9 protein-coding genes are annotated in these 19,775 nt (G+C 62.2%); 6 read left to right on the top strand and 3 right to left on the bottom strand.

Going from position 1 to position 19,775, the window contains the following annotated elements; all coding sequences use genetic code 11:
• The first annotated feature begins 194 nt into the window (after positions 1-194).
• Both LF252_RS18655 and LF252_RS18650 read left to right on the top strand, forming a co-directional pair.
• Entirely contained in the window at positions 195-2,939 is a 2,745-nt protein-coding gene (locus LF252_RS18655; RefSeq protein ID WP_226271107.1) for a S8 family serine peptidase, read from the top strand.
• Positions 2,940-3,090: 151 nt separating this feature from the next.
• The gene (locus LF252_RS18650; RefSeq protein WP_226271106.1) at positions 3,091-3,690 is read left to right on the top strand and encodes a Uma2 family endonuclease; all 600 of its coding nucleotides are present in this window, start codon (positions 3,091-3,093) and stop codon (positions 3,688-3,690) included.
• A 108-nt stretch (positions 3,691-3,798) separates the two neighbouring features.
• Here LF252_RS18650 and LF252_RS18645 read toward each other — a convergent pair whose 3' ends face one another.
• Positions 3,799-9,366, bottom strand: a complete 5,568-nt coding sequence (locus LF252_RS18645; protein ID WP_226271105.1) for an alpha-2-macroglobulin family protein — start codon at positions 9,364-9,366, stop codon at positions 3,799-3,801.
• A gap of 98 nt (positions 9,367-9,464) precedes the next feature.
• Here LF252_RS18645 and LF252_RS18640 point away from each other — a divergent pair, with 98 nt between their 5' ends.
• Positions 9,465-10,040: a hypothetical protein gene (locus LF252_RS18640; RefSeq protein ID WP_226271104.1), complete on the top strand. Its 576-nt coding sequence runs from the start codon at positions 9,465-9,467 to the stop codon at positions 10,038-10,040.
• A gap of 121 nt (positions 10,041-10,161) precedes the next feature.
• On the top strand, positions 10,162-11,127 hold the full coding sequence (locus LF252_RS18635; protein WP_226271103.1) for a M28 family peptidase: 966 nt from the start codon (positions 10,162-10,164) through the stop codon (positions 11,125-11,127).
• An 83-nt stretch (positions 11,128-11,210) separates the two neighbouring features.
• Here LF252_RS18635 and LF252_RS18630 read toward each other — a convergent pair whose 3' ends face one another.
• Positions 11,211-15,575 carry a DUF2339 domain-containing protein gene (locus LF252_RS18630; protein ID WP_226271102.1) on the bottom strand — a complete coding sequence of 1,455 codons (4,365 nt, stop codon included), beginning with the start codon at positions 15,573-15,575 and terminating at the stop codon, positions 11,211-11,213.
• Between the two features lie 431 nt (positions 15,576-16,006).
• Here LF252_RS18630 and LF252_RS18625 point away from each other — a divergent pair, with 431 nt between their 5' ends.
• A complete protein-coding gene (locus tag LF252_RS18625; protein ID WP_226271101.1) occupies positions 16,007-16,918 on the top strand; it encodes a LysR substrate-binding domain-containing protein in 912 nt (303 codons plus the stop codon).
• Between the two features lie 196 nt (positions 16,919-17,114).
• On the top strand, positions 17,115-18,320 hold the full coding sequence (locus LF252_RS18620) for a threonine synthase (protein WP_226271100.1): 1,206 nt from the start codon (positions 17,115-17,117) through the stop codon (positions 18,318-18,320).
• 230 nt (positions 18,321-18,550) lie between these two features.
• Here the strand turns inward: LF252_RS18620 and LF252_RS18615 are convergent, their stop codons facing one another.
• Positions 18,551-19,753 carry a tetratricopeptide repeat protein gene (locus tag LF252_RS18615; RefSeq protein WP_226271099.1) on the bottom strand — a complete coding sequence of 401 codons (1,203 nt, stop codon included), beginning with the start codon at positions 19,751-19,753 and terminating at the stop codon, positions 18,551-18,553.
• Between the last annotated feature and the right edge of the window lie 22 nt (positions 19,754-19,775).

Raw genomic sequence — 19,775 nt, 5'->3', positions numbered from 1 at the left:
CGCTTTTTATTGAAAAATATTCATTGCCCAAAAATCCGGCCCCCTAAGGGCAGCGTAGATGAAGCAACAGCAACGAACTGCATGCAGGACGTTTTACGCACCGGAGACTGGCCAGTCGGGCGCGTGGGTTTTGCAAGTTGCAGTGGCAGTTGCGCCTTCGTTCACTCACTCCCTTTCTATTACCGCAACCCTACATGAAAAACAAGTTCTACCTCACCCTGGTGCTGTTGGGCACAGGCATCAGTGCGTCGTTTGCCCAAGCCGTCGTCGACCCCGAGCTGCGGAGCGCGCTTGCCACCAATCCTACGGCGCAGGTAATTGTAACCTTTAATGGTAGTGGGGCACCGGGCCTGGCTCAGTTGTCGTTGCTGCAGCGGTTGGGCATTACGCGCGGCGTTACGCTGCAGGCCCTACCGGTGGCGGGGGTAATTGCCACGGCCGCCCAGGTAGATGCACTGGCCCAAAACCCGGCAGTTCGCTCCCTCTACATCAACAAAAAGCTCGATTACTACAACTTCGACGATACCAACCTGACGGGTGTGAAGCGCCTGCGCACCGATAAGCAGATGACGGCCCGCAACGGCGGCCTGCCCGTGTCGGGTAAGGGAGTAGGAGTGCTCATCAACGACAGCGGCGTAGATGGCACCCACGAGGACATCAAGTTTGGCTCGCACCTGGTGCAGAATACGCTGGGTTCTACTAACCTCAACTCGCTCAGCACCCTGCTGCCGGTAACGTACATTGAGGGCGTGCCAAACACTGATACCAACTCCGGCCACGGCACGCACTGCGCCGGTACGGTGGGGGGTAACGGAGCCCGCTCCAACGGCAAGTATGAGGGTGTAGCGCCCGGGGCCTCCTTGCTGGGCTACGGCTCGGGCGGAGCGCTGTTGGTGCTCGATGCTATGGGCGGCTTCGACTACGCCCTCACGCACCAGTTTCAGTACAACATCCGCGTTATCAGCAACTCCTTCGGCAGCAGCGGCGACTTTGACCCCAACAACCCGCTGAACGTGGCCACCAAAAAGTGCTACGACCGGGGTATGGTAGTAGTGTTTGCGGCCGGCAACGAAGGCCCCGGTGCCGATACGCACAACCCTTACGCCATTGCGCCCTGGACTATTTCGGTGGGTGCCGGCGACCGGAACGGGCTGCTGGCCGATTTCTCCTCACGCGGCGTGCGGGGCGAGCAAGGCACGTTTGTGATGGACGGCGAAACCTGGACCTTCAAGAACGAACCAGTGGTAGTAGCGCCCGGCGTTGATGTGGTGTCTACTCGCGCTATTGCCCCGGTTTCGTCGTTGGGCGCGCAGCAGGATGTTGAGGTGTTGCAGCCCAGTGAAGTACCGTTCTACACCCACAGCAGCGGCACTTCCATGGCTACGCCGCACGTGGCCGGCATTGTGGCGCTGCTGCTGGAAGCCAAGCCCTCTTTGAGCCCCGCTCAGGTGAAGGAGCTGCTGCAGAAAACGGCCACCAACATGCCCGGCCGCGAGTCGTGGGAAGTGGGTGCAGGCTACGTGAATGCCTACGCCGCCGTGGATCAGGCCTTCCGCTCCAGCTTTTATGGCTCCACGGTAAACGCCGCCCGCCGCTTCAATAGCAGCGTAAATGCTCAATCCACTACGGTCCCGTTCACCATTAACTTCAACCCGGCTATTACCACGGGTAACAGCGTGTCGTTTCCGGTGAGTGCCGGCACCAACAGCCTGGAAGTAAAGATTTCGTCGAAGGGTATTCTGGGAGAAACGGGCAACCTGACCAACCTGGTGCTGCTGGACCCCAACGGAGTGCGCTACAGCTCCGGCACGCCCGTCACGTTCACGCTAACCACCGACCGTAGTGTGGCCGTAGCATCGCCCGTTGCGGGCACCTGGAAGGTGCAGGTAGAAGGTGTACGCGGGGTAGCTGCGCCCGAAACCGTAAGCGGTACTATCTCGCTGCTCACGGCTTCCGGCACCACAAATCTCAATGATATTGTGGGCCACCCGGCCGAAGCCGCCATTAAGCTGGCCGTAACCAACCGCTTGGTCGATGGCCTCAGCAACGGCTTCCGCCCCGATGCCCCGCTTACCCGCATTCAGCTGGCCGATTACCTGCTGATGGGCCAGGGCATTCGGCAGTTGCTGCCCTTCAGCGGCGCCCGTTCGTTTACCGACGTGTCCTCGACCGCCGATGTGCTCCTGACGGAATCGGTGGTAGCCAAAGGCGCGGCCCAGCGTGACCGGTTCCACCAGTACGGCGGCGTGATGCTGCCCACGGCTACTGGCACGTTCTCGCCCAATGCGCAGGTAAACCGGGCTTCGTTGGCGTACTCCCTGGTGCAGAGCCTGGGCTTCGAGCAGCAGGCCCTGGCCCGCAACAACCAGCCCCTCACGGTGCAGGTAAACGGTCAAACTATTGCAGTAGACGATGAAGGCTCGATTCCGGCCGCGCTGAAAGGCTACGTGAGCATTGCCCTGGATCTGAACCTTATCAATGCGTACTATACGCTCAAGCAGGGCCCCTACGACCTGCAGCCCACGCTGCACGCTACCTTCAAGCCCAGTCAGAACGTAACCCGCGCCGATTTTGCCGTCATCGTGAGCCGCACGTTCCCGCAGTACGATGCCGTAACGCAGCCTACCGCTGCCCGCGGCACGGCCAGCACCACTACTACGGCTACCACGGCTGCTACTCTGCTGGACCGCAGCACCGTGGCGTACCCGAACCCCTTCAGCGGCTCTACTACCATCAGCTACCACCTGGCTCAGCCCGGCCCGGTGAGTGTGGAGGTGTATAATACGTTGGGCGTGAAAGTGCGCACCCTGGTAGCCGGCACCGAAGAGGCGGGGCTGCACCAAGTACGTTTCGACGCCGGTAACATGGCCCGGGGCACCTACTTGTTCAAAGTGAAAAGCGGTGCTGCCGTTACCACCCAACGCCTCGTGCTGCAATAAGCACCGGGTAGCATTTCAACCAACAGGCCGGCTCCATTGGGGCCGGCCTGTTGGTTGATGGGAGTAGGGTTTGGATAACAGAAGCGGGGGTATGCTGGGCCTTTACACGGCCTTGAACCGTATATTCGTTCTGTTCTTTCGCGCTGTCACTATGGCTGTCATCACCGATATTTCCCAGCTCGACCTCACCAAAACGTACACCTACGCCGACTACCTGACGTGGCGGTTGGAAGGAACAGTGGAGCTGATCAGAGGCAAAGTGCGCCGGATGAGCCCCGCGCCGCGCGTGCGCCATCAGCAAGTGTCCTTTCGGCTGAACACGCTTATCGGAACCGCCCTGCGTGGTAAAACCTGTCAGGGTTTCGCCGCGCCGTTTGATGTGCGGCTGCTGAAAGCCACGCCCAACGGCGACGCCCAGATTACCACCGTCGTGCAGCCCGACCTCTGCGTGGTGTGCAATCCGGCTAAGCTCGACGAATTCGGCTGCGTGGGTGCCCCCGACTGGATTATCGAAATCCTGAGCCCCGGCAACACCGCCCACGACAGCAAAACCAAGTTCGACCTCTACGAGGAAAACGGCGTGCTGGAATACTGGATGGTGGACCCCGGCCTGAAAAATATAGTCGTGTACACGCTGGGCGAAACAGGAGAATATGACTTGCAGGGTGAGTTTTATCAGCCCGGCCTGATTCCGGTAGCCACCCTGCCCGGCGTGGAGTTGGAATGGGCGGAGGTGTTTGAAGGGATATAGCGTAATCCCAATACTGTCATCCTGAGCACAGCGAAGGACCTTATTACGTGGGTAAAACTCCTGCGTAGTAAGGTCCTTCGCTCCGCTCAGGATGACAGGTTTTTTGGGTTACCGCACCCGCACCACGCCGCTGCCGGCGTAGCTGTGATACTCGGCGTTGTACATGGCGTCGGCGCTGACGGGGCCGAGCTTAAAGGTGCCTTTGCTTACGGCACGGCAGAGGTAGTAGAAAGACTTGGAGGTGGGCGTGACGGTGGTGAACAGGTTGATTCGGTCGTCGCGCACGTCGAGGTAGTCGGGTTGGGCGGCGTCGGTGGCCCAGGTTAGCTCCCGCACGGCGCCGATGCGTGGGTTTTCGATTTCCAGGCCGGCGGGGAGCAGGTCGGTGATGGCTACGTTCTTGACTTCACCCGCCGACTCGGCCGACTGGATGGTGATTTTCACGACTACCAAATCGTTCTGGCGGAAGCTGGTGCTGCCCACGGGCTGGCCGTTGCGGTTAAGGAACTGGCGGCGCACCTGCAGGTAGGCATCTTCCTCGCGCACCTGGCCGGTGGGCGAGATGCCCTCGGTTTCCCAGAAGTAGTAGAGGCTGCCCCGGCCGCTGGTGCGCAGTTGCAGCTGGCGGTTGGCCACGTTGCTTACCGTAAGGTCCTTGCCCGAGAAGTTGCCGATAGCCTTGCCGTCGGCCAGCAGACTGGCCGTGACGGTGCTGCCGGCGTTTTTGCGGGCCAGCTTGCCCAGGGCCAGCAGCGCGAAGGCGCGTTCCTGGGTGCTGAGCCAGCCGGCCTGCTTCACTTGGCGGCTGAGCTGGCGGGCCAGCACGTTCACCTGGGCGTTGGCGGGGTCGGCGGCGAGCAGGGCGTTGAGCACCAGGGCCTCGTCGCGGATGGGGGAGGAAAAGGCGTCGCCGAGCTGGCGGCCGGCTATAGACTGCACCCCGAAGCGGGTGGGCAGCGCCTCCCGGTAGCTGCGCTGGTTGCCGCTCAGGGCGAAGGCGCAGGCCAGCACCCAGCGCGAATCTTCGGGCAGCAGCTTGCGGTTGGCTTTGTAGTAGTTCAGGCCCACGGCATCGGGGCGGCCGGCCAGGGCCAGCACGTAGAGCGAGTAGGCAATTTCCTTCTTGGCCAGCGTCACGGGCTGAATCACGCCGCCGGTCTGGATGATGTTGTAGGTGTCGGTTTCACGCTTGCGGACGCGGGCCTGCAGGTAGCGGAGTACCCGGTCGAGTACGTTCTTGTTCACGTCGAAGCCGGCTTGCTGGGCTTCTAGCAGGAAGTGGGCGGCGTAGGCTGTGGCCCACCAGTTGTCGTAGTCGCCGCCGGGCCAGTAGCTGAGGCTGCCGTTATACATCTGCTGGGCTTCCACCTTGCGGATGGCTTCCTGCACATGATAATTCGGGTTATATTTAGTGCTCAGTGCCTGGTGCTTAGTGACTGGGCCGTTCTTCTGGCCCAGGGTGGCGGCTAGGTCGCCATAGTACAGTTGCGGGAAGGCGGCCGACACGGTTTGCTCCAGGCAGCCGTAGGGGTATTGCAGCAGGTAGCGCAGGTCCTTGGCAAACTCCGTCATCGGGGAGCGACTCACCACCAGCTGGCTCCGCAGAGAGGAAGGCAGGAAGTCGGTGCGCAGGTTCAGCTGCTGGGCCGCACCGCCCGCCACCACGCCCGCCCCCGTGCGCTTCTGTAGCGGCGAAGCGGGGCGAATGGGTAGCTCGATGGTTTCGGTGAAGGTTTCAACCGACGTTCCGTTGGGAACTTTAGGTAGAACTCTTGCTATGATTTTTACACTGCCATTACCAATTACCGAACCCGCTGCGAAATGAAACAGAGTTCTACTTTCTTGACCGGGAAGCAGCGTAATAGAAGTCTGAAGTTCAGATGGCATTGCAATAGGACGAGCACGAGTGGTTACCAAAAGCTGAGCTGACTTCAACGCCCCTTGCAACTCACTTTGCACAGCAACCTGCATCTTTTCTTTCGTCGTGTTCGTCAGCGTTACCGGCACATCAATCGTGTCGCCGGGGCTGAGGAAGCGGGGGAGGGCCGTGGAAATAACTACCGGGTCGGCCACGCGCATGGTGTGTTCGGCGGAGCCGAAAGCGTCGCCTTTGTAGGCTACGGCCATGATGCGGATGGCCCCGCTGAACTGCGGGATTTGCAGCTTGTAGCGCACCTTGCCGCTGGCATCGGCGGTGAGTACGCCGCTCCATTTGGCCAGCAGGCGCACGCGGCGGTTGGGCACGGGCGTGGTGCGGCGCGAGAGGTCGTAACCGTCGCCGCCGGTGCTGCTGGTGCCCAGCTCGGGCAGCAGGAAGGGGTACACGTCGTAGGCCTGCACTTCCAGGGCGCGCTTCTGGTAGAAGTAGCCGTAGGGGTCGGGCGTGCGGTAGTCCTTCATCTGCAGAATGCCCTCGTCCACCATGGCCAGCGTCACCTGCGCGCCGGGGGCGGTGGTCACTTCGATTGTCTGGGCGGTTTGGGAGCGGCTTTGGGCGGGCGCTTTTATGGCGACTTGCAGGCGGGCGCCGGGCTTTTCCACCGTCAGCGGCACAAAGCCCCGGGCCACGGTGAGCGGCAGGCGGTTGTCCTTGATTTCGCGGATGGCGGTGGCCGTCACGTAGATGTTGGGCACGTGGTTACCCCGGATGGGCACGTCCACCTTGGCCGATTTCTCGTCGGTGGTCACGTAGAAGTGGTCGAGCACCCGGTCGCGCTCCACGGTCACGAGCACGCGGCCGGGGAAGGGCGTTTTCAGCAGCAGGTGGGCCACGTCGCCGGGCTCGTATTTGGGCTTGTCGGCCTCAATGGTCACCTCGCCCTCGTTGTTCACCTCGAAGGAATTGCTCTGGGTGTCGCCGTAGCCGTAGGCGTACACGCGCCGGGCCACGTAGGTGCTGGCTCCGGGCCGCGCCACCCGAATTTCGTACTCGCCGGAGTAGGTGGGCGAAAAGCCCAGGTTGGCATCGGAGGTGCTGCTGCCGTACACCGGAATGGTGCGGTTGAGCACCACTTCCTCGCGCTTCTGCGAGTTGTACACGTAGCGGCCGCCCTGGCGCTCAATCACCGTTTCCCAGAGCAAACGCACGATTTGCACCTGCGCCTGGGCCTGGGTGGGCTTGCCGGCCGGCGTGAGGGCCACCAGCTGCACGGCCAGCGGCTTGCCGGTGCTCACTAGATCGTCGGCGCTCCGGATGCCGAACAGCACCGGCTGGGTCTGCACCTCGAAGGTGGCCAAGCGGTTTACGGGGCGGCCGGTTTCGTCGAATACGGTGGTGAAGGCCGTGCCTTCCAGCGTGCCCAGGTCGGTGTAGTCGGGTACCTGGTAGGTGGCGGTGCCGCGGCCGGCGGCGTCGGTGGTGCCTTCGCGGGTGGTTTTCTCGAACCGGTCGGAGATGGGCGTCGATTCCAGGTCGCCGTAGTTGCCGCGCCGCCGCTCCCCGCTGTTGATGGCGAAGGTGAACTGCTCGAAGCCTTTGGGGTTGAAGGCCTTTTCCTTCAGCGAAAATTCCACTTCAAACTTGCGGTCGGCAGCGGGCGGGCCAAACAGGTTCTGGGCCGTAATCTGGGCCGAAACCGACTGACTGGGCTTCACCACGGCGCGGTCGGCCTTCACCGTCACCTTCATGCGGTCCGGAATAAACTCCTCTACCGACAGCTGGCGCGACGTCAGCAGCACATCGTTGCCGGTCAGCACTTCCAGGGTGTATAGACCGGTCATTACGGCCGGGGGCAGGATGAAGCGGGCCTCGAAGGAGCCGGCCGCGTTCAGCGTTTTTTGCAGACTGGCGTACTCCTTGCCGGTGGGCAACAGCAGCCGGATTTTCACCGGCAGCCCTTTAGGCGGGGCCTGCCAGGTGTCGGTGCGCAGGACGGTGTTGGTCTGGATGGTGTCGCCGGGGCGGTACAGGTCCCGGTCGCCGTAGAGGAAGGCCTGGTAGCGGGCGGCATTGGTTTGCAGGCCGCCCACCTCGAAGCGGGAGGTTTCCACGCGGCTGCGGCTCAGGTCGAGGAAGGTGAAGTCGTTGCCCTGCTGGGCCATCACCATGCCCAGCTTAAAGCGGCCATTGGCGGCGGTGCTGTCGAAGCGGGCCACGCCCTCGTGGTTGCTGAGGCCGGTGCCCATCACCTGGTTGTTGGTGCTGATGTAGCGCAGCTCCACGCCGACAAGCGGCTTGGCGTTGCGGATGGAGTTGGCAAACACCAGCGTGCTGCCGCCTTTGCCCTGCTTCACAATCAGCCCGATATCCGACACGGCCACCAGCTTGCTCACCTGCAGCCACTGCCGCTCGGTGTCCTGCACCTTTATCACGTACAGGCCCTTCAGCCCGCCCGAAAACTCCAGGTCCTTCAGGTTCAGGTTCAGCAGCCGCAGCCCCTGCGCCTTCGGCAGCCCCGACACGGTGTAGGTGCGCTCGGTGAGCACGTTGCCCAGGTTCTCCACGTCGTAATACTGGAAGGAGCGGTCCACGTACTCGCCGCCGTCGCCTTCTTCCTCGCTGCTTTCCCCGCCGTCGTACTCGGGGTAGCCGTACTGGCTGCCGCCGCGCAGCAGCTGCTGGATGTTGTTGGCGTACACCTTGGCAATGGTCACCTTCACCTGGTTTACCTCGTTGATGCGCACGCCCAGGTTGCGCGAGCCCAAAGCATCGAGGTACATGGCCTTCTCGGCGCTGCCGAAGCTGATGGTGGGCCGCTCGTCGGAAAAGCTCACCGACTGCGACACACCCTCACTGAGCATCCCGCCCAGCGCCCCGCGCAGGCCCTGGTTCACGCCAATCTGGTAGCTGCGGCCCACCTCGAAGCCGCCCTTCAGCCGCACGCCGTTTTCCACTTCCTCCACCTCGTAGGCCACCTGCGGCGACACGGTGAGGTAGCTCTGGATATCGGCGGCCGTTACGGGCTGGCTGGTGGTGATGAGCACCACCGGGTCGGCGTTTTTCAGCGAGCCTTCGATGGTGGTTACCTGCAGGGCCTCGGGGTCGGGCACGGTCACCTGGGTTTCGTAGTCGGCGGTGCTGGGCTGGTCGCTGCCCACGGCGTGCAGGCCCTGGGCCAGCGCCACCGTGAGCGGTGTGCCGGGGCGTACTTGCTGGTTGAGGCTCACGCGCACCACCTCGCCTGGCTCCCCGCTCACCTCAAAGGCTACGGGCTGGCCGTCCTGGGTCACGCGCAGCAGGGGCTTCACGTCGGCGGGCTTTACGGGGTAGTTAAAGGGCAGCTCCACGCGCATCTCGGCGGTGCCGGCGGCCCGGCTCGAGCGGCCCCAGAACGCCTGCGGCTCCTGCATTTCCAGGTAGGGCGTGTGGAATTTCTGGCGGTTCTCGGGTAGCTCGGCGTTGCGCTTGCCTTCCGGTAGCGCCTCCTTACGTAGCGTGGCCGTGAAGTTGGTGCTGGGCTTAAAGGGCGTGCTGGGCGAGAAAATCAGCTCCCGATCCGATGTCCACTTGAATTTGCCGCGCACGGCCGGCTCGAAGCTCACTACCTGCACCGTATCCCAGTGGTCCTGCAGCTCGGGCGTCACCACGGCATCGGCAAACTGGAATACGAGGTTCTGGTACGGGTCTATTTCCTCACCGTTGGGGTCCTGGCCGGCATCAGAGCCAGACTTGGAGCAGGCGCACAGCACCGCCAGCAACACCAGCAGCGGCAGGCGGGAAAGTGTTTTCGATAGCATGGAAGGGGAGGAGCTTAAAGGGACGCCGGAAGGTAGTGAGAAACGGCGTTTCTGCTAGGTTTTGTATAGGTTTGAGTGGGAATAATTAATAAATGTCCATGCTGCCAAAGTTTACTGCCTTCGATGCTCTCAATAATGAATCTGTTTACAATTATGGGGAAATTTATCAGTTAGAGGAAACGGAGAACTACACCCGTTTGGAGATTGGAGCGAGTACTGACCAAGTTCAGATGATGCTGGAATTAAGTGCGTGTCTGGATGCTCCTTACTTTGTTTTGTATGTGCTGGTGACGCCCCGTGATGGGATGTCTGTATCAGGACGGTATCAGTCTCCACCTATAGAAAGTCGCACAGCACTAGTTGACTTCTTCCTGGATTTTAAAGAACCCATAGAGACGGATGGGAGACATCATGTCTGGATAGGTAATGCAAATAATGATGGACTCATTATTTACGATAAGCATAACGTTATCTATGCTTACGGTCCTATAGATAAGTACCTGACTGTACTGCTAAATCAAGGCTATAAGCAGGAAGAATTTGATTTTCCTTACCCTCATGGTCACCACTTCCATAATGAAAATGATGTGGCTATTCGAGAGCTGTTGGCGTATTGGGATTGGCAACAGTTCCCTCTTGTGGCAGGAGAGGATGAGGAATATACTGATGAATAGCCCTACACCCCCTCAAACACCTCCGCCCACTCAATGCCAAACCCAGACAGCGTGTGCACCGGAATGAGGCCGGGCGTAGGCAAAATAGCTCCATAAGCCAGCACCGTATTACATTGCCTTCATGTCCCGTCCCGCTTTCTATTGGGTATTTGCTGCGTTTTTACTGGTGGTGGGGCTGGCTTTTTATGTGCTGCGTCCTGTCCGTTCTTCATCCGTTATGCCTGCCACTAAAGCCAACCCCCAGCGCCTCTATGCTGATGTGGAGTTTCTGACTTCGCTGCGCCCCGCCCGCAACTACGAAAATCTGGCGTCGCTGAACCAAGCCGCCGATTACATCAAAGCCGAGTTCAGCAAGCTTGGCGGCAAGGTAGTGGAGCAGCCCTTCGAGGCCGATGGCCGCCGCTACCGCAACATTATCCTGCGCCTGGGCCCGGCCGATGCCCCGCGCCTGGTAGTGGGCGCGCACTACGACGTGTTCGGCGACCATGCCGGGGCCGACGATAACGCCAGCGCCGTGGCGGGGCTGCTGGAAACGGCCCGGCTGCTGCACGCCCGCCGGCCCCCGTTGCGCTACTGCGTGGAGCTGGTGGCCTACCCCAACGAGGAGCCGCCCTACTTTGCCACCGAAGACATGGGCAGCTACGTGCACGCCAAGTCGCTGCACGAGGCGGGTACGCCGGTGCGGGCCATGCTCTGCTACGAAATGATTGGCTACTTCCGCGACGAGCCCGGCTCACAGCGCTTCCCTAACCAACAACTGGCCGCCCTTTACCCCAGCACCGACAATTTCATCACGGTAGTAGGGTGCACCGGTCAGGAGCCTCTCACTGAAAAAGTACACAACCTGATGCAAGCCAACGCTGATATCAATGTGCAGCTCATCAATTTGCCCGTCGGCACTGCTCTGGCCAACCTCTCCGACCACCGCAACTACTGGCACTTCGGCTACGAGGGCCTGATGCTCACCGACACGTCCTTTCTGCGCAACGACAACTACCACGAAGCCTCCGACACCATCGATACGCTGGATTTCCGGCGCATGGCCGAAGTGGTGAACGGGGCATACGCGGCTATTCTGGGCTTGTAAGCGGCTGAATCAGTTTCCTGAAAAATAGCCCGACAACCGGGGCCCGGCGAGCTGTACCCGCCGGGCCTTGGTGGTTGGCAGCCTTACTCCAGCGACGGAAGCGGGTCGGAGGGAAGCTCGGGTTCCTCAGGCTCGTTAGCAATGGGTTGCGGTGCCAGCCGGTCCTTGAAGCGGGCGTACAGCGCATTCATGCCCAGCAGCAGCAGCCCCATCAAAATGAAGACTACCGCCCGGGTGATGGTGCCGCTCTGGCGCATATCGAAGAACAGGAGCCGGGCCAGGCTCAGTGCCATACCGGCCAGGGCCACGTATCGCAAATCCTGCCGGCGCAGCAACAAGCTGCACACGAAGGCGGCCACTACTTCCATCATCAGCAGCACCGTGAGTACCGAGCGGTCGAAGGACTGCACCAGCAGCAGCGTAAGGGCCCCGAAGGCGGGGTAGAGCAGCAGCGGAATAAGGACGGCCGGCGAGAGGCGGCCCAGCCCGGCCAAGGGGACCAGTACCGGGGGCCAGTAGGCCGGGCGTCCGGCGTCGGGCTGCAACCGCACGGCCACATAGGCAAACAGCAGCGCCACCGCCCCAAACGACACCAGCCACGGCACCGTGAGCAGCTGGCCGGGAGCCAGGTAGCGCAGCGAAACGTAGCCGCTGCCCAGCACCGCCGCCCCAAAAAACAGTAGCCCGTACTCCTGCACCCGGCGCAGGCGCCAGGGCAGGCGGGCTCCGCCCAGCGTCAGCCCGAACGCCCCGGCCACCCAGAGCAGAGGCAGCCATTCGGTCCGGATTTCATAGCCGATGGTGAAGCTGGCGAACAGCAGCAGTGCCTCGGGCAGTAGCGGCTGCAGGTAGCGCCAGGAACGGTAAAGCGGTTCCGATGCGGGCGGCCGCTGCCAAGCCAGCCCTCCGAGTAGCAGCAGCACCGCGCCGGCCGTGAGGCGGCGGTCCGGCAGTCCCGGCAACAGGTTAGTCGGGTTATCCAGCAGCACGTATAAGTGGCCCAACAGGCCCAGCGCAAGTAGTGCGTAGGTGAGGTGGAGCAGGAATCGGTCGGGGGAGCCGGCGCGGCGCAGGGCTTCGGGAGTAGCGTAGTGGCGGCGGGCCCAATGGGCGGCGGTAGCGGCCAGGGCCGCCAGCAACAGCCAGAGCAGCACCGGTAACGCCTCGGCTCGCGGGGCAAAGACCGCCCAGCTGAGCAGCGTAGCCTGCACGCCCAGCAGATACAGCCACGGTGCGCGCACCTGCTGTTCGGCCGCCGGCCACCACGAGGTAAACAGCCCCGTAGCGGCCACCAGCAGCAATGGCGCCAAGTAGCTCAGCACATGCAGCGGCTGAAAAACTGCCGTGGTTGGCAGGGCATGGTTCCATTGCAGCAGTTGGTAGCCAATAGTAGTCAGCACTATGCCCAGCCACAGGCCGGGAACGGCAAACCGGCGGCGCACCAGCAGCAAACCGGTCAACAGGCCCGCCGCTACCCAGCCGGCCCAGGTATGCTCGTACACCAAGCCGCCTGCCGTCAACAGCTGCATGGCTGGCAGCAGCCCCAGCAGCCGCACCCGGTGTTGCGGGTCATCGGAAAGCGGCACGGCATCGAGCACCGGGGCCTGTTGCCAGTGCAGCCAGCGCTGGGCCGCTACCGTGGCCAGGGCCGCCCCCACCAGCAAAGCCGCCCGTTGCAGATCAATAAGCGAATCCAGGCGGCAGATCAGGAAGGGCAGCACGGCGGCTAGGACCATGGTAAACAGCAGCAGCCCCCGGTACAGGCCGGTTTCCCGTTGCCCGGCCAGGGCCAGCGTAAATAGTAGGAGCTCCGCATATAGCAGTGTAACGGTGGCGGGCCAGCTGAGCCCCAGCTCGTGCAGCCCCAGCATACTAACGGCCAGCACCAGCTGCCCCAGCAGCAGGTGCGCCGGCCGGAACCAGCCCCGCTGCCCGCGCCACCAGTACGCCAGCCCGAACAGCAAGCCGGCCGCCGCACTGCCGCCGCCCAACAGAGCCCCCAGCGGTGGTTGAGCTTGTCCAAATACGGCCTGCACAAACAGGCCCGTCGCGCCCAGGTAGAGCAGCAGCGTAAGGCCGCACAAGGTCTGTTGTAGGGAAGTACTGTGAGCGGGAGTCAGCAGCCGTTGCCAGGTTGGGCGCAGCACGGGCAGCATTAGCAGTACGGAGCTGCTGAGGCCGGCCGCAAACAGCAGTAGCAAGCGCCGGTGTAATTCCCCAGCTTCCAGCTCGCGAACCGCGCCGGTACATGCCAGCAGGAAAACGAGGCCACTGAGTAGTGCCGCGCCCAGCAGGGTACGGTAGGCGTTGGCTTCGCGGGCCCACCCACAGGCTCCGGCCAGCAGCAGGGTTTCCAGGTATAGTAGCAGCAAGGTAGTGGGCCAGCTCAAGCCCGCTTCGTGCAGGCCGAGGATGACCACCAGTAGCAAGGCCTGCCCGCACAGCAGATGCAGTGTGCGAAACCAGCCGCCCGTGGTCCGCAGCCACCACGCCACCCCAAACACGGCCCCGGTCGCCGCCAGCGTACCGCTCAGCAGGGCAAACAAGGGCGGCTGCGCAAAGCCAAAAATGGCTTTGGCCAGCAGCGCACCCGCACCCAGATAAAGTGCCCCTACGACCCCGCCGAACGTCTGCTGCATGTCGCGGCTTCGGCTTTCTGTTTCTTCCGTCAGCCAAGGGGCTTGCTGGAGCATCAGGTAATAGGCCGCGCCCAGCAAGCCGGCCAGCAGCAGCAGAAACGCATTGCGGGGCAGCTCGGCCGCAGTGTAGGTGCTGAGCTGCGTCAGGTTAAGCAATACTAGCCCTATTCCGGCCAGCAGCGCCCCCACCGAAGCCACCTGAAACACCACTTTCTCCTGCTCCCGTGCCATCACGAAGGCCACCAGCATGGTTTCCAACAGCATAAACAGCAGAATGAGCGTGCCCGAGACGTGCCAGCCCTGCAAAGAAAAAGCGGTAAACAGGGCCAACATCAGGGAAATGATGCTATCCGTACGAAACAGCCACCCGATGCCCAGCTGCCGGGCCCGCCGCGCCACCCAGAACGTGAACAGCGCCCCCAGACCCAGCGGCACGGTTTTCCAGGGCGAGCCGGTGCTGTAGCGGTACAGGTTGATGCCCAGGCAGGTCCAGTTAAGCACGTGGGCCGCAAACAGCAGCGCATCGAAGCGGACGGTGGCGTACACCCGGCGGTACTGCACCACGGCGCCCGCCACTCCTACCAGCAGCACCAGCGCCATGGCGGGCAGCCGCACTGCCACGGGCAGCGCGCCCGTTGTTACCTCGGTAAAGCCCTGGTACCAATACTGGTGAAAGGCAAAAAAGCTCAGAATGCTCAGCAGCAACTGGTATTTCCAGCGTTGCCGGTACGTAATACCAATGCTGAAGACCGTAACGCCGGCCGCCGCCGCTAGCGTGAGCAGGTTATGCGGCAATACGGCCAGAGCCACCAGGCTCAGCACGCCGTGTAAAGTGGCTACGGTTTCCCGGCGGGCATCCCAGGCCAGCCACAGGTTCACGGTTACGCCGGCCAGCAGCAGCAGGTAGCTGAGCGGCGGCCCGGCCCACCGCAACCCTGGTACGCTCACGGCCCCCACGCAGGCAATTAGAAACACCGCCGCCGCGCTGCTCTGCAGCCACACGTGCAGCTTCGCTGCAAACGGCCGGGGCCGCAGGTAGTAGTGCAGCCCCAGCAGCACCGCCGCGAAGCCGGTAATCATACCGAAGCGGGCCGGGGCACTCACCCGCAGGGCCGTGTAAATGCCCAGAAAGCCAATGCCGGTCACGAGGACCACCGCCCCAAGCACACCCGTCCAGTTATCCAGCAGCAGCTGCTCGGTCCGGTCCCACCAGGTAGGGGCGGCGGGCTGGGTGGGTTGCGGGCGGGTGGGTACGGGGCGCAAGGTCGGTACCCGGTCCGGTTGAGAAGCCGGCGCCGGGCCGGCAACCTGCGGGGTAACCGGGGCAACCACTGGCGCATCGGCAATGGGTGATGGGGTAGCGGCAACCGGAGCGGGCGTAACAGCCGCTGCCACCGGAGCCGGAGCTGGTAATGCGGGCGCAACGGGCGGTACCACCGGGCCTGGTGCTGCAGCCGGCGGAGGTGTAACAATTTTGGGTGGGACAGTTTGTGTTGTCTCGCTTGAAGTTGTCACACTCAGCGCCGCCGCAAGTGGGGCGGTACCAACGGCGGCTACTGGCGGTACTGGTTCCCGTTGCGCATCTGGCGCGGGGGTGGCCTCAATTGGGGCGGCAGCCGTTGGGGCCGCGTCAGTAGCGCGGGGTAGCCGAAGCAGCTGCTGACGTAGCTGCTCCACCGTAATCTGCAGTTCGACGTGGGCGTCTTCGCGCTGCTGCAGCCGGTCGGTCAGGTCGCGCAGCCGTTTGCTGATGTTCTGATACAGTACGGCCAGTACAATGACCGTCAGCATCAGCAGGGAGGTGCTCATAGGGGAAGTCCGTAAGAGATAAAACACAAAGTGGCCGTGGTCAGACGGCCGATAACAGGGCGGTGGGGGCGCTGAAAAATCCGGCAGCCATCTGCAATCCGCTATAGCTAATGGACTGAAAAGTACCGGAACTACGGCGGATAATCCTAATTAAAATGACAAAATTTTACACGTTGCAATTTGAGCGGTTCAATTGAGTCACTAACGTGAGTGTAGCGCAGCACACCTCGTAACCAACTCGTGCTCATGCAGAGGAGGCTGTGTACCCACTGCCGCGACGCGAAAAGCCTGTATTGCGCCACTTGGATTAGCCGAGCTGGCGAGTGAGTTGAAAACTCGCGGCAAGCCTTGGCACGAGTTACGTTGCGCTACACTCGCGCCAGCTACTCCGAACCCGCCCAAGAATCAGCTAGGCCCGTACCTTCACAGCTATGCTTTCCCACGCCCATGAAGTTTTTCTGGAAGTTGCCCGGCAGCTGAGCTTCACCAAAGCGGGGCAGACGCTGTTTCTGAGCCAGTCGGCGGTGAGCAAGCGGGTACGGGCGCTGGAGGAGCACTACAAAACGGGCCTGTTCGAGCGACTCGGCAACGCGGTGCAACTCACGGCGGCCGGCGAGCTGCTGTACCGCAAGCTGCTGCTGGCCCGGCAGCTGCAGCACGAACTGGAGCAGGAATTCACCGAGCTGAGCCCCGGGTTTCAGCCGCGCCAGCAGATGGTAATCGGGGCCAGCACCACCATTTCGCTCTACGTTATTCCGCCGGTGCTCTCGGCCTACCTGGGCCGCTACCCCCACACCCAGCTCACGCTCAAAAACCGCAACTCCGAAAACATCCTCAAGGCTTTGCTAGAGCACGAAATCGACCTGGGCATTATCGAGGGTATCCACAAAGTCAGCAATGTAACCTACACGCCACTGCTTACCGATGAGGTGGTGGCCGTGTGCTCGGCCCGCAACCCGCTGCACCGCCGCGAGCTGGAGGCCCAGGATTTGCGCCGTACACCCGTAGCCCTGCGCGAAACCGGCTCGGGCACGCTGGCCGTGCTGGAAGAAGCCCTGCAAACCCACGGCATCCGCCTTACCGATTTGCCGGTGAAAGTGCGCCTGGGCGGCACCGAGGCCCTTAAAAACTTTGTGCGGGTAGATACCTGCCTGGCGTTCCTGCCCCGGCAATCGGTGATGAAGGAGCTGGCCGCCGGTGAGCTGGTGGAAGTGCCCGTGCGCGACCTGAACCTAGTGCGCCACTTCGATTTCGTGCAGCGCAAGGGTACCGAAAACAACCAGCCCTATAAAACCTTCGTGCAGTTCGCCCGGCGCTACTACGGCAACGCGCAACGGCAGTAAAGCAGGAGTAAACTCAGGACGTCATTCCGAGCCTGCGAGGAATCGTGTGCGCTGATGTTGTCTGTACTGAACGGTGGAGGGACTCCAACTATATGGGCCTCTACACAGTTCATTATTCCAAACAGGCATAGGCTATTCCAAGAAGGCGTTTGCCTGTGGCATAAGCAGTGGAGAGTTTTGCGTTGTACTCTGCGCTATGACCACCCTCGAAATTACTACCCAATCCCGCCTGCACGCGCTGCACTGCGCCGCTTGCCATGCCCCCCACGATGCCTTCACCCTGCAACGTGTTTCGGACTGCTGCAGCCAGCCACTACTAGCCCGCTACGACCTAAGCGAGCCGCTAAGCTGCGCCGAGGTTATTAACCCCGCCGATAACTCCATGTGGCGCTATCGGGCACTGTTGCCGCTACTGGATAACAACAACCTCGTGACGCTGGGGGAGGGCTGGACGCCGCTGCTGCCGCTGCCCCGCTTGGCCGCCCGTCACGGCCTACGTAGCCTGCTGCTCAAAGACGAAGGCCAAAACCCCACCGGATCATTCAAAGCCCGGGGCCTGAGCATGGCGGTATCGAAAGCCAAAGAGCTGGGCGCAACGGGCTGCATTATTCCCACGGCCGGCAACGCGGGCGTGGCGCTGGCCGCCTACTGCGCCCGGGCCAGCCTGCGCTGCGTGGTGGTGATGCCCCGCCACACGCCCACGGCCTTCAAGGAAGAATGCTACTGGTACGGCGCCGAGGTACACCTCGTGGATGGTCTCATCAACGACTGCGCCGCCCGGGTGCAGGAACTGAATGCCGCCGGCGAGCTACTTGATGTATCTACCCTTAAGGAGCCCTACCGCCTCGAAGGCAAGAAAACTATGGGCTACGAATTGGCCGAACAGCTCAACTGGTCGTTGCCCGACGTGCTGCTCTACCCGGCCGGGGGCGGCACCGGTCTTATTGGTATCTGGAAGGCCCTGCGCGAAATGCAGGAGCTGGGCTGGTTGTCGCGCCATGCCAAGCTGCCCCGCATGATAGCCGTGCAGGCCGCCAGCTGCTGCCCATTGGTGGAAACCCGCGCTGGCCGCCAGCCCAGCTGCCACGCCTACGTGGGCCAGCCCTCCATTGCCAACGGCCTGGCCGTGCCCCGCCCGCTGGGCGAACCGCTGATGCTGGAGGTGCTGGCCGAATCCGATGGTCTGGCCCTGGCCATCACCGACGAGCAGATGCTGGCCGGGATGCGGGAATTGAGCCACCAGGAAGGGCTGTTCGTCGCGCCAGAAGGTGGGGCGCTCTGGAGTGCAGCCAGGCACCTGCTGCGTACCGGCCAAATCCGGCCCGAGGAGCAGATTCTGTTGCTCAATACCGGTTCGGCCCAGAAGTACCTAGACAACGTGCTGGGCCGGGCTGCGGAGTGAGCATCCGGCCTTTTAGTAATGATGGCTGAAAGAACTATCATCCTTAGCGAAGTGAGGAATCTGGGTTATTCACTAAGAGCTAACTCAGGTTTCCCGCTTCGCTCAGAATGACAGTTCATTTTTGATTTCTAGGGTGAGATACGCAACAGGCTGGGCCTCTTTGTTTCTAAAAACAAAACAAGCGGTAGGCTTCGCCTTTGCTTCTGTGAGGCGTGCTAGAGGTAAACCTTCTATCCTCGCAGGGCCAGCGTCCAGATGTATACCAACGTACCACCCAGAAAAACTGTAAAAACAGTGCCGCTGCCGGGACTGGCAATAGCCTCCAGCACCACGGCCAGCGTACCTACGGCCGCCAGCGCCCAGCCAAACCACCTCGACTGTTGCCGTCGCTTCGGCTGCCACTGGTTATATGTGCCCACCAGCGGGAAAAGCAGCCCTAGTAGCACAACGCCGGCCGTGGTAAGCGCAAAGCCGGGCCAATAGTGTCCGGCTACTAGCAAGGCCAAGCCACTAAGTGAGAGGAGCAGGAACTTGTTGGAATGTTGCGTATCGGCCTCGCTGAGGGCGAAGCGGCCGTAGCGGTTGAGGCGGAGCAGCGAGTTGAATACGGGCTCGGCAAACCAGCTCATGTATACCAGCACCAGATACAGCGGCAACAGCCCGGGCACGAAGCGCGACAATACGAACAGGCCAATGAACAGGCCTTGCCGCATGTTGGGGCTCAGCGTCTGGGTCCAGACCATGAAGCGGTAAAACCAGTTGTATAGCCAGAAACGGGCCTTTAGGGCCGATACCAGCCCTTCACGGGCATAGTTGGACGATGGGTTGAGGCGCAGGGCCTCCCGGAAATGACTGGCTGCCTCCTTTGCGCGGCCCCGCTCCAGGGCCACCCAGCCCAGGTCGGCGTGCGTGCCCGCGTCGGAGGGGCTTTGCCGGAGAGCTTCGTCGAAGTCGGCGGCAGCTTCGGAGCGGCGGCCGAGGCGGCTGAGGCAGCGGGCCCGCAAACCGAGGCAGTCAACGTGAGTGGGGTCGGCCTGCAGGCCGGCCTCGGCGGCCCGCAGCGCGCCGTGCACCTGGCCCTGCTGAAACCGGATTTGGCCCAGCACGTGCTGATAATCGGCATCCTCGGGGTCTAGGGCCAGGGCTTCTTCGATGGCCTGTAAGGCCGCCGGTAGCTCGTGCTGGCGCTGCAAAGCGGCGCTCAACACGTAGAAGGCAAAGCTGTTTTCGGGGTCGAGGTGGATGGCTTGCTGGGCTTCAGCCTGGGCTTCGGGTAGGCGCGCCAGCTCCAGCAAGGCCAGAGCCAGCAGGCAGTGCAGGTAGCTATTATCGGGCTCGTCGCGGAGCAGACGGCGGGCTTCCTGCTCGGCTTCTTGCGGCCGCTTGTGCTGGAGCAGCAACTGCACACGGCTGATATACTGGGTAGAGTTCATCTTAATTCTTAAAACCCAAAAG

Origin of the sequence: Hymenobacter pini, assembly GCF_020421205.1 — a bacterium.
GTDB lineage: Bacteria > Bacteroidota > Bacteroidia > Cytophagales > Hymenobacteraceae > Hymenobacter > Hymenobacter pini.
Note: the sequence above shows the minus strand (reverse complement) of the source record. Positions and strands in the feature narration are given on the sequence as shown.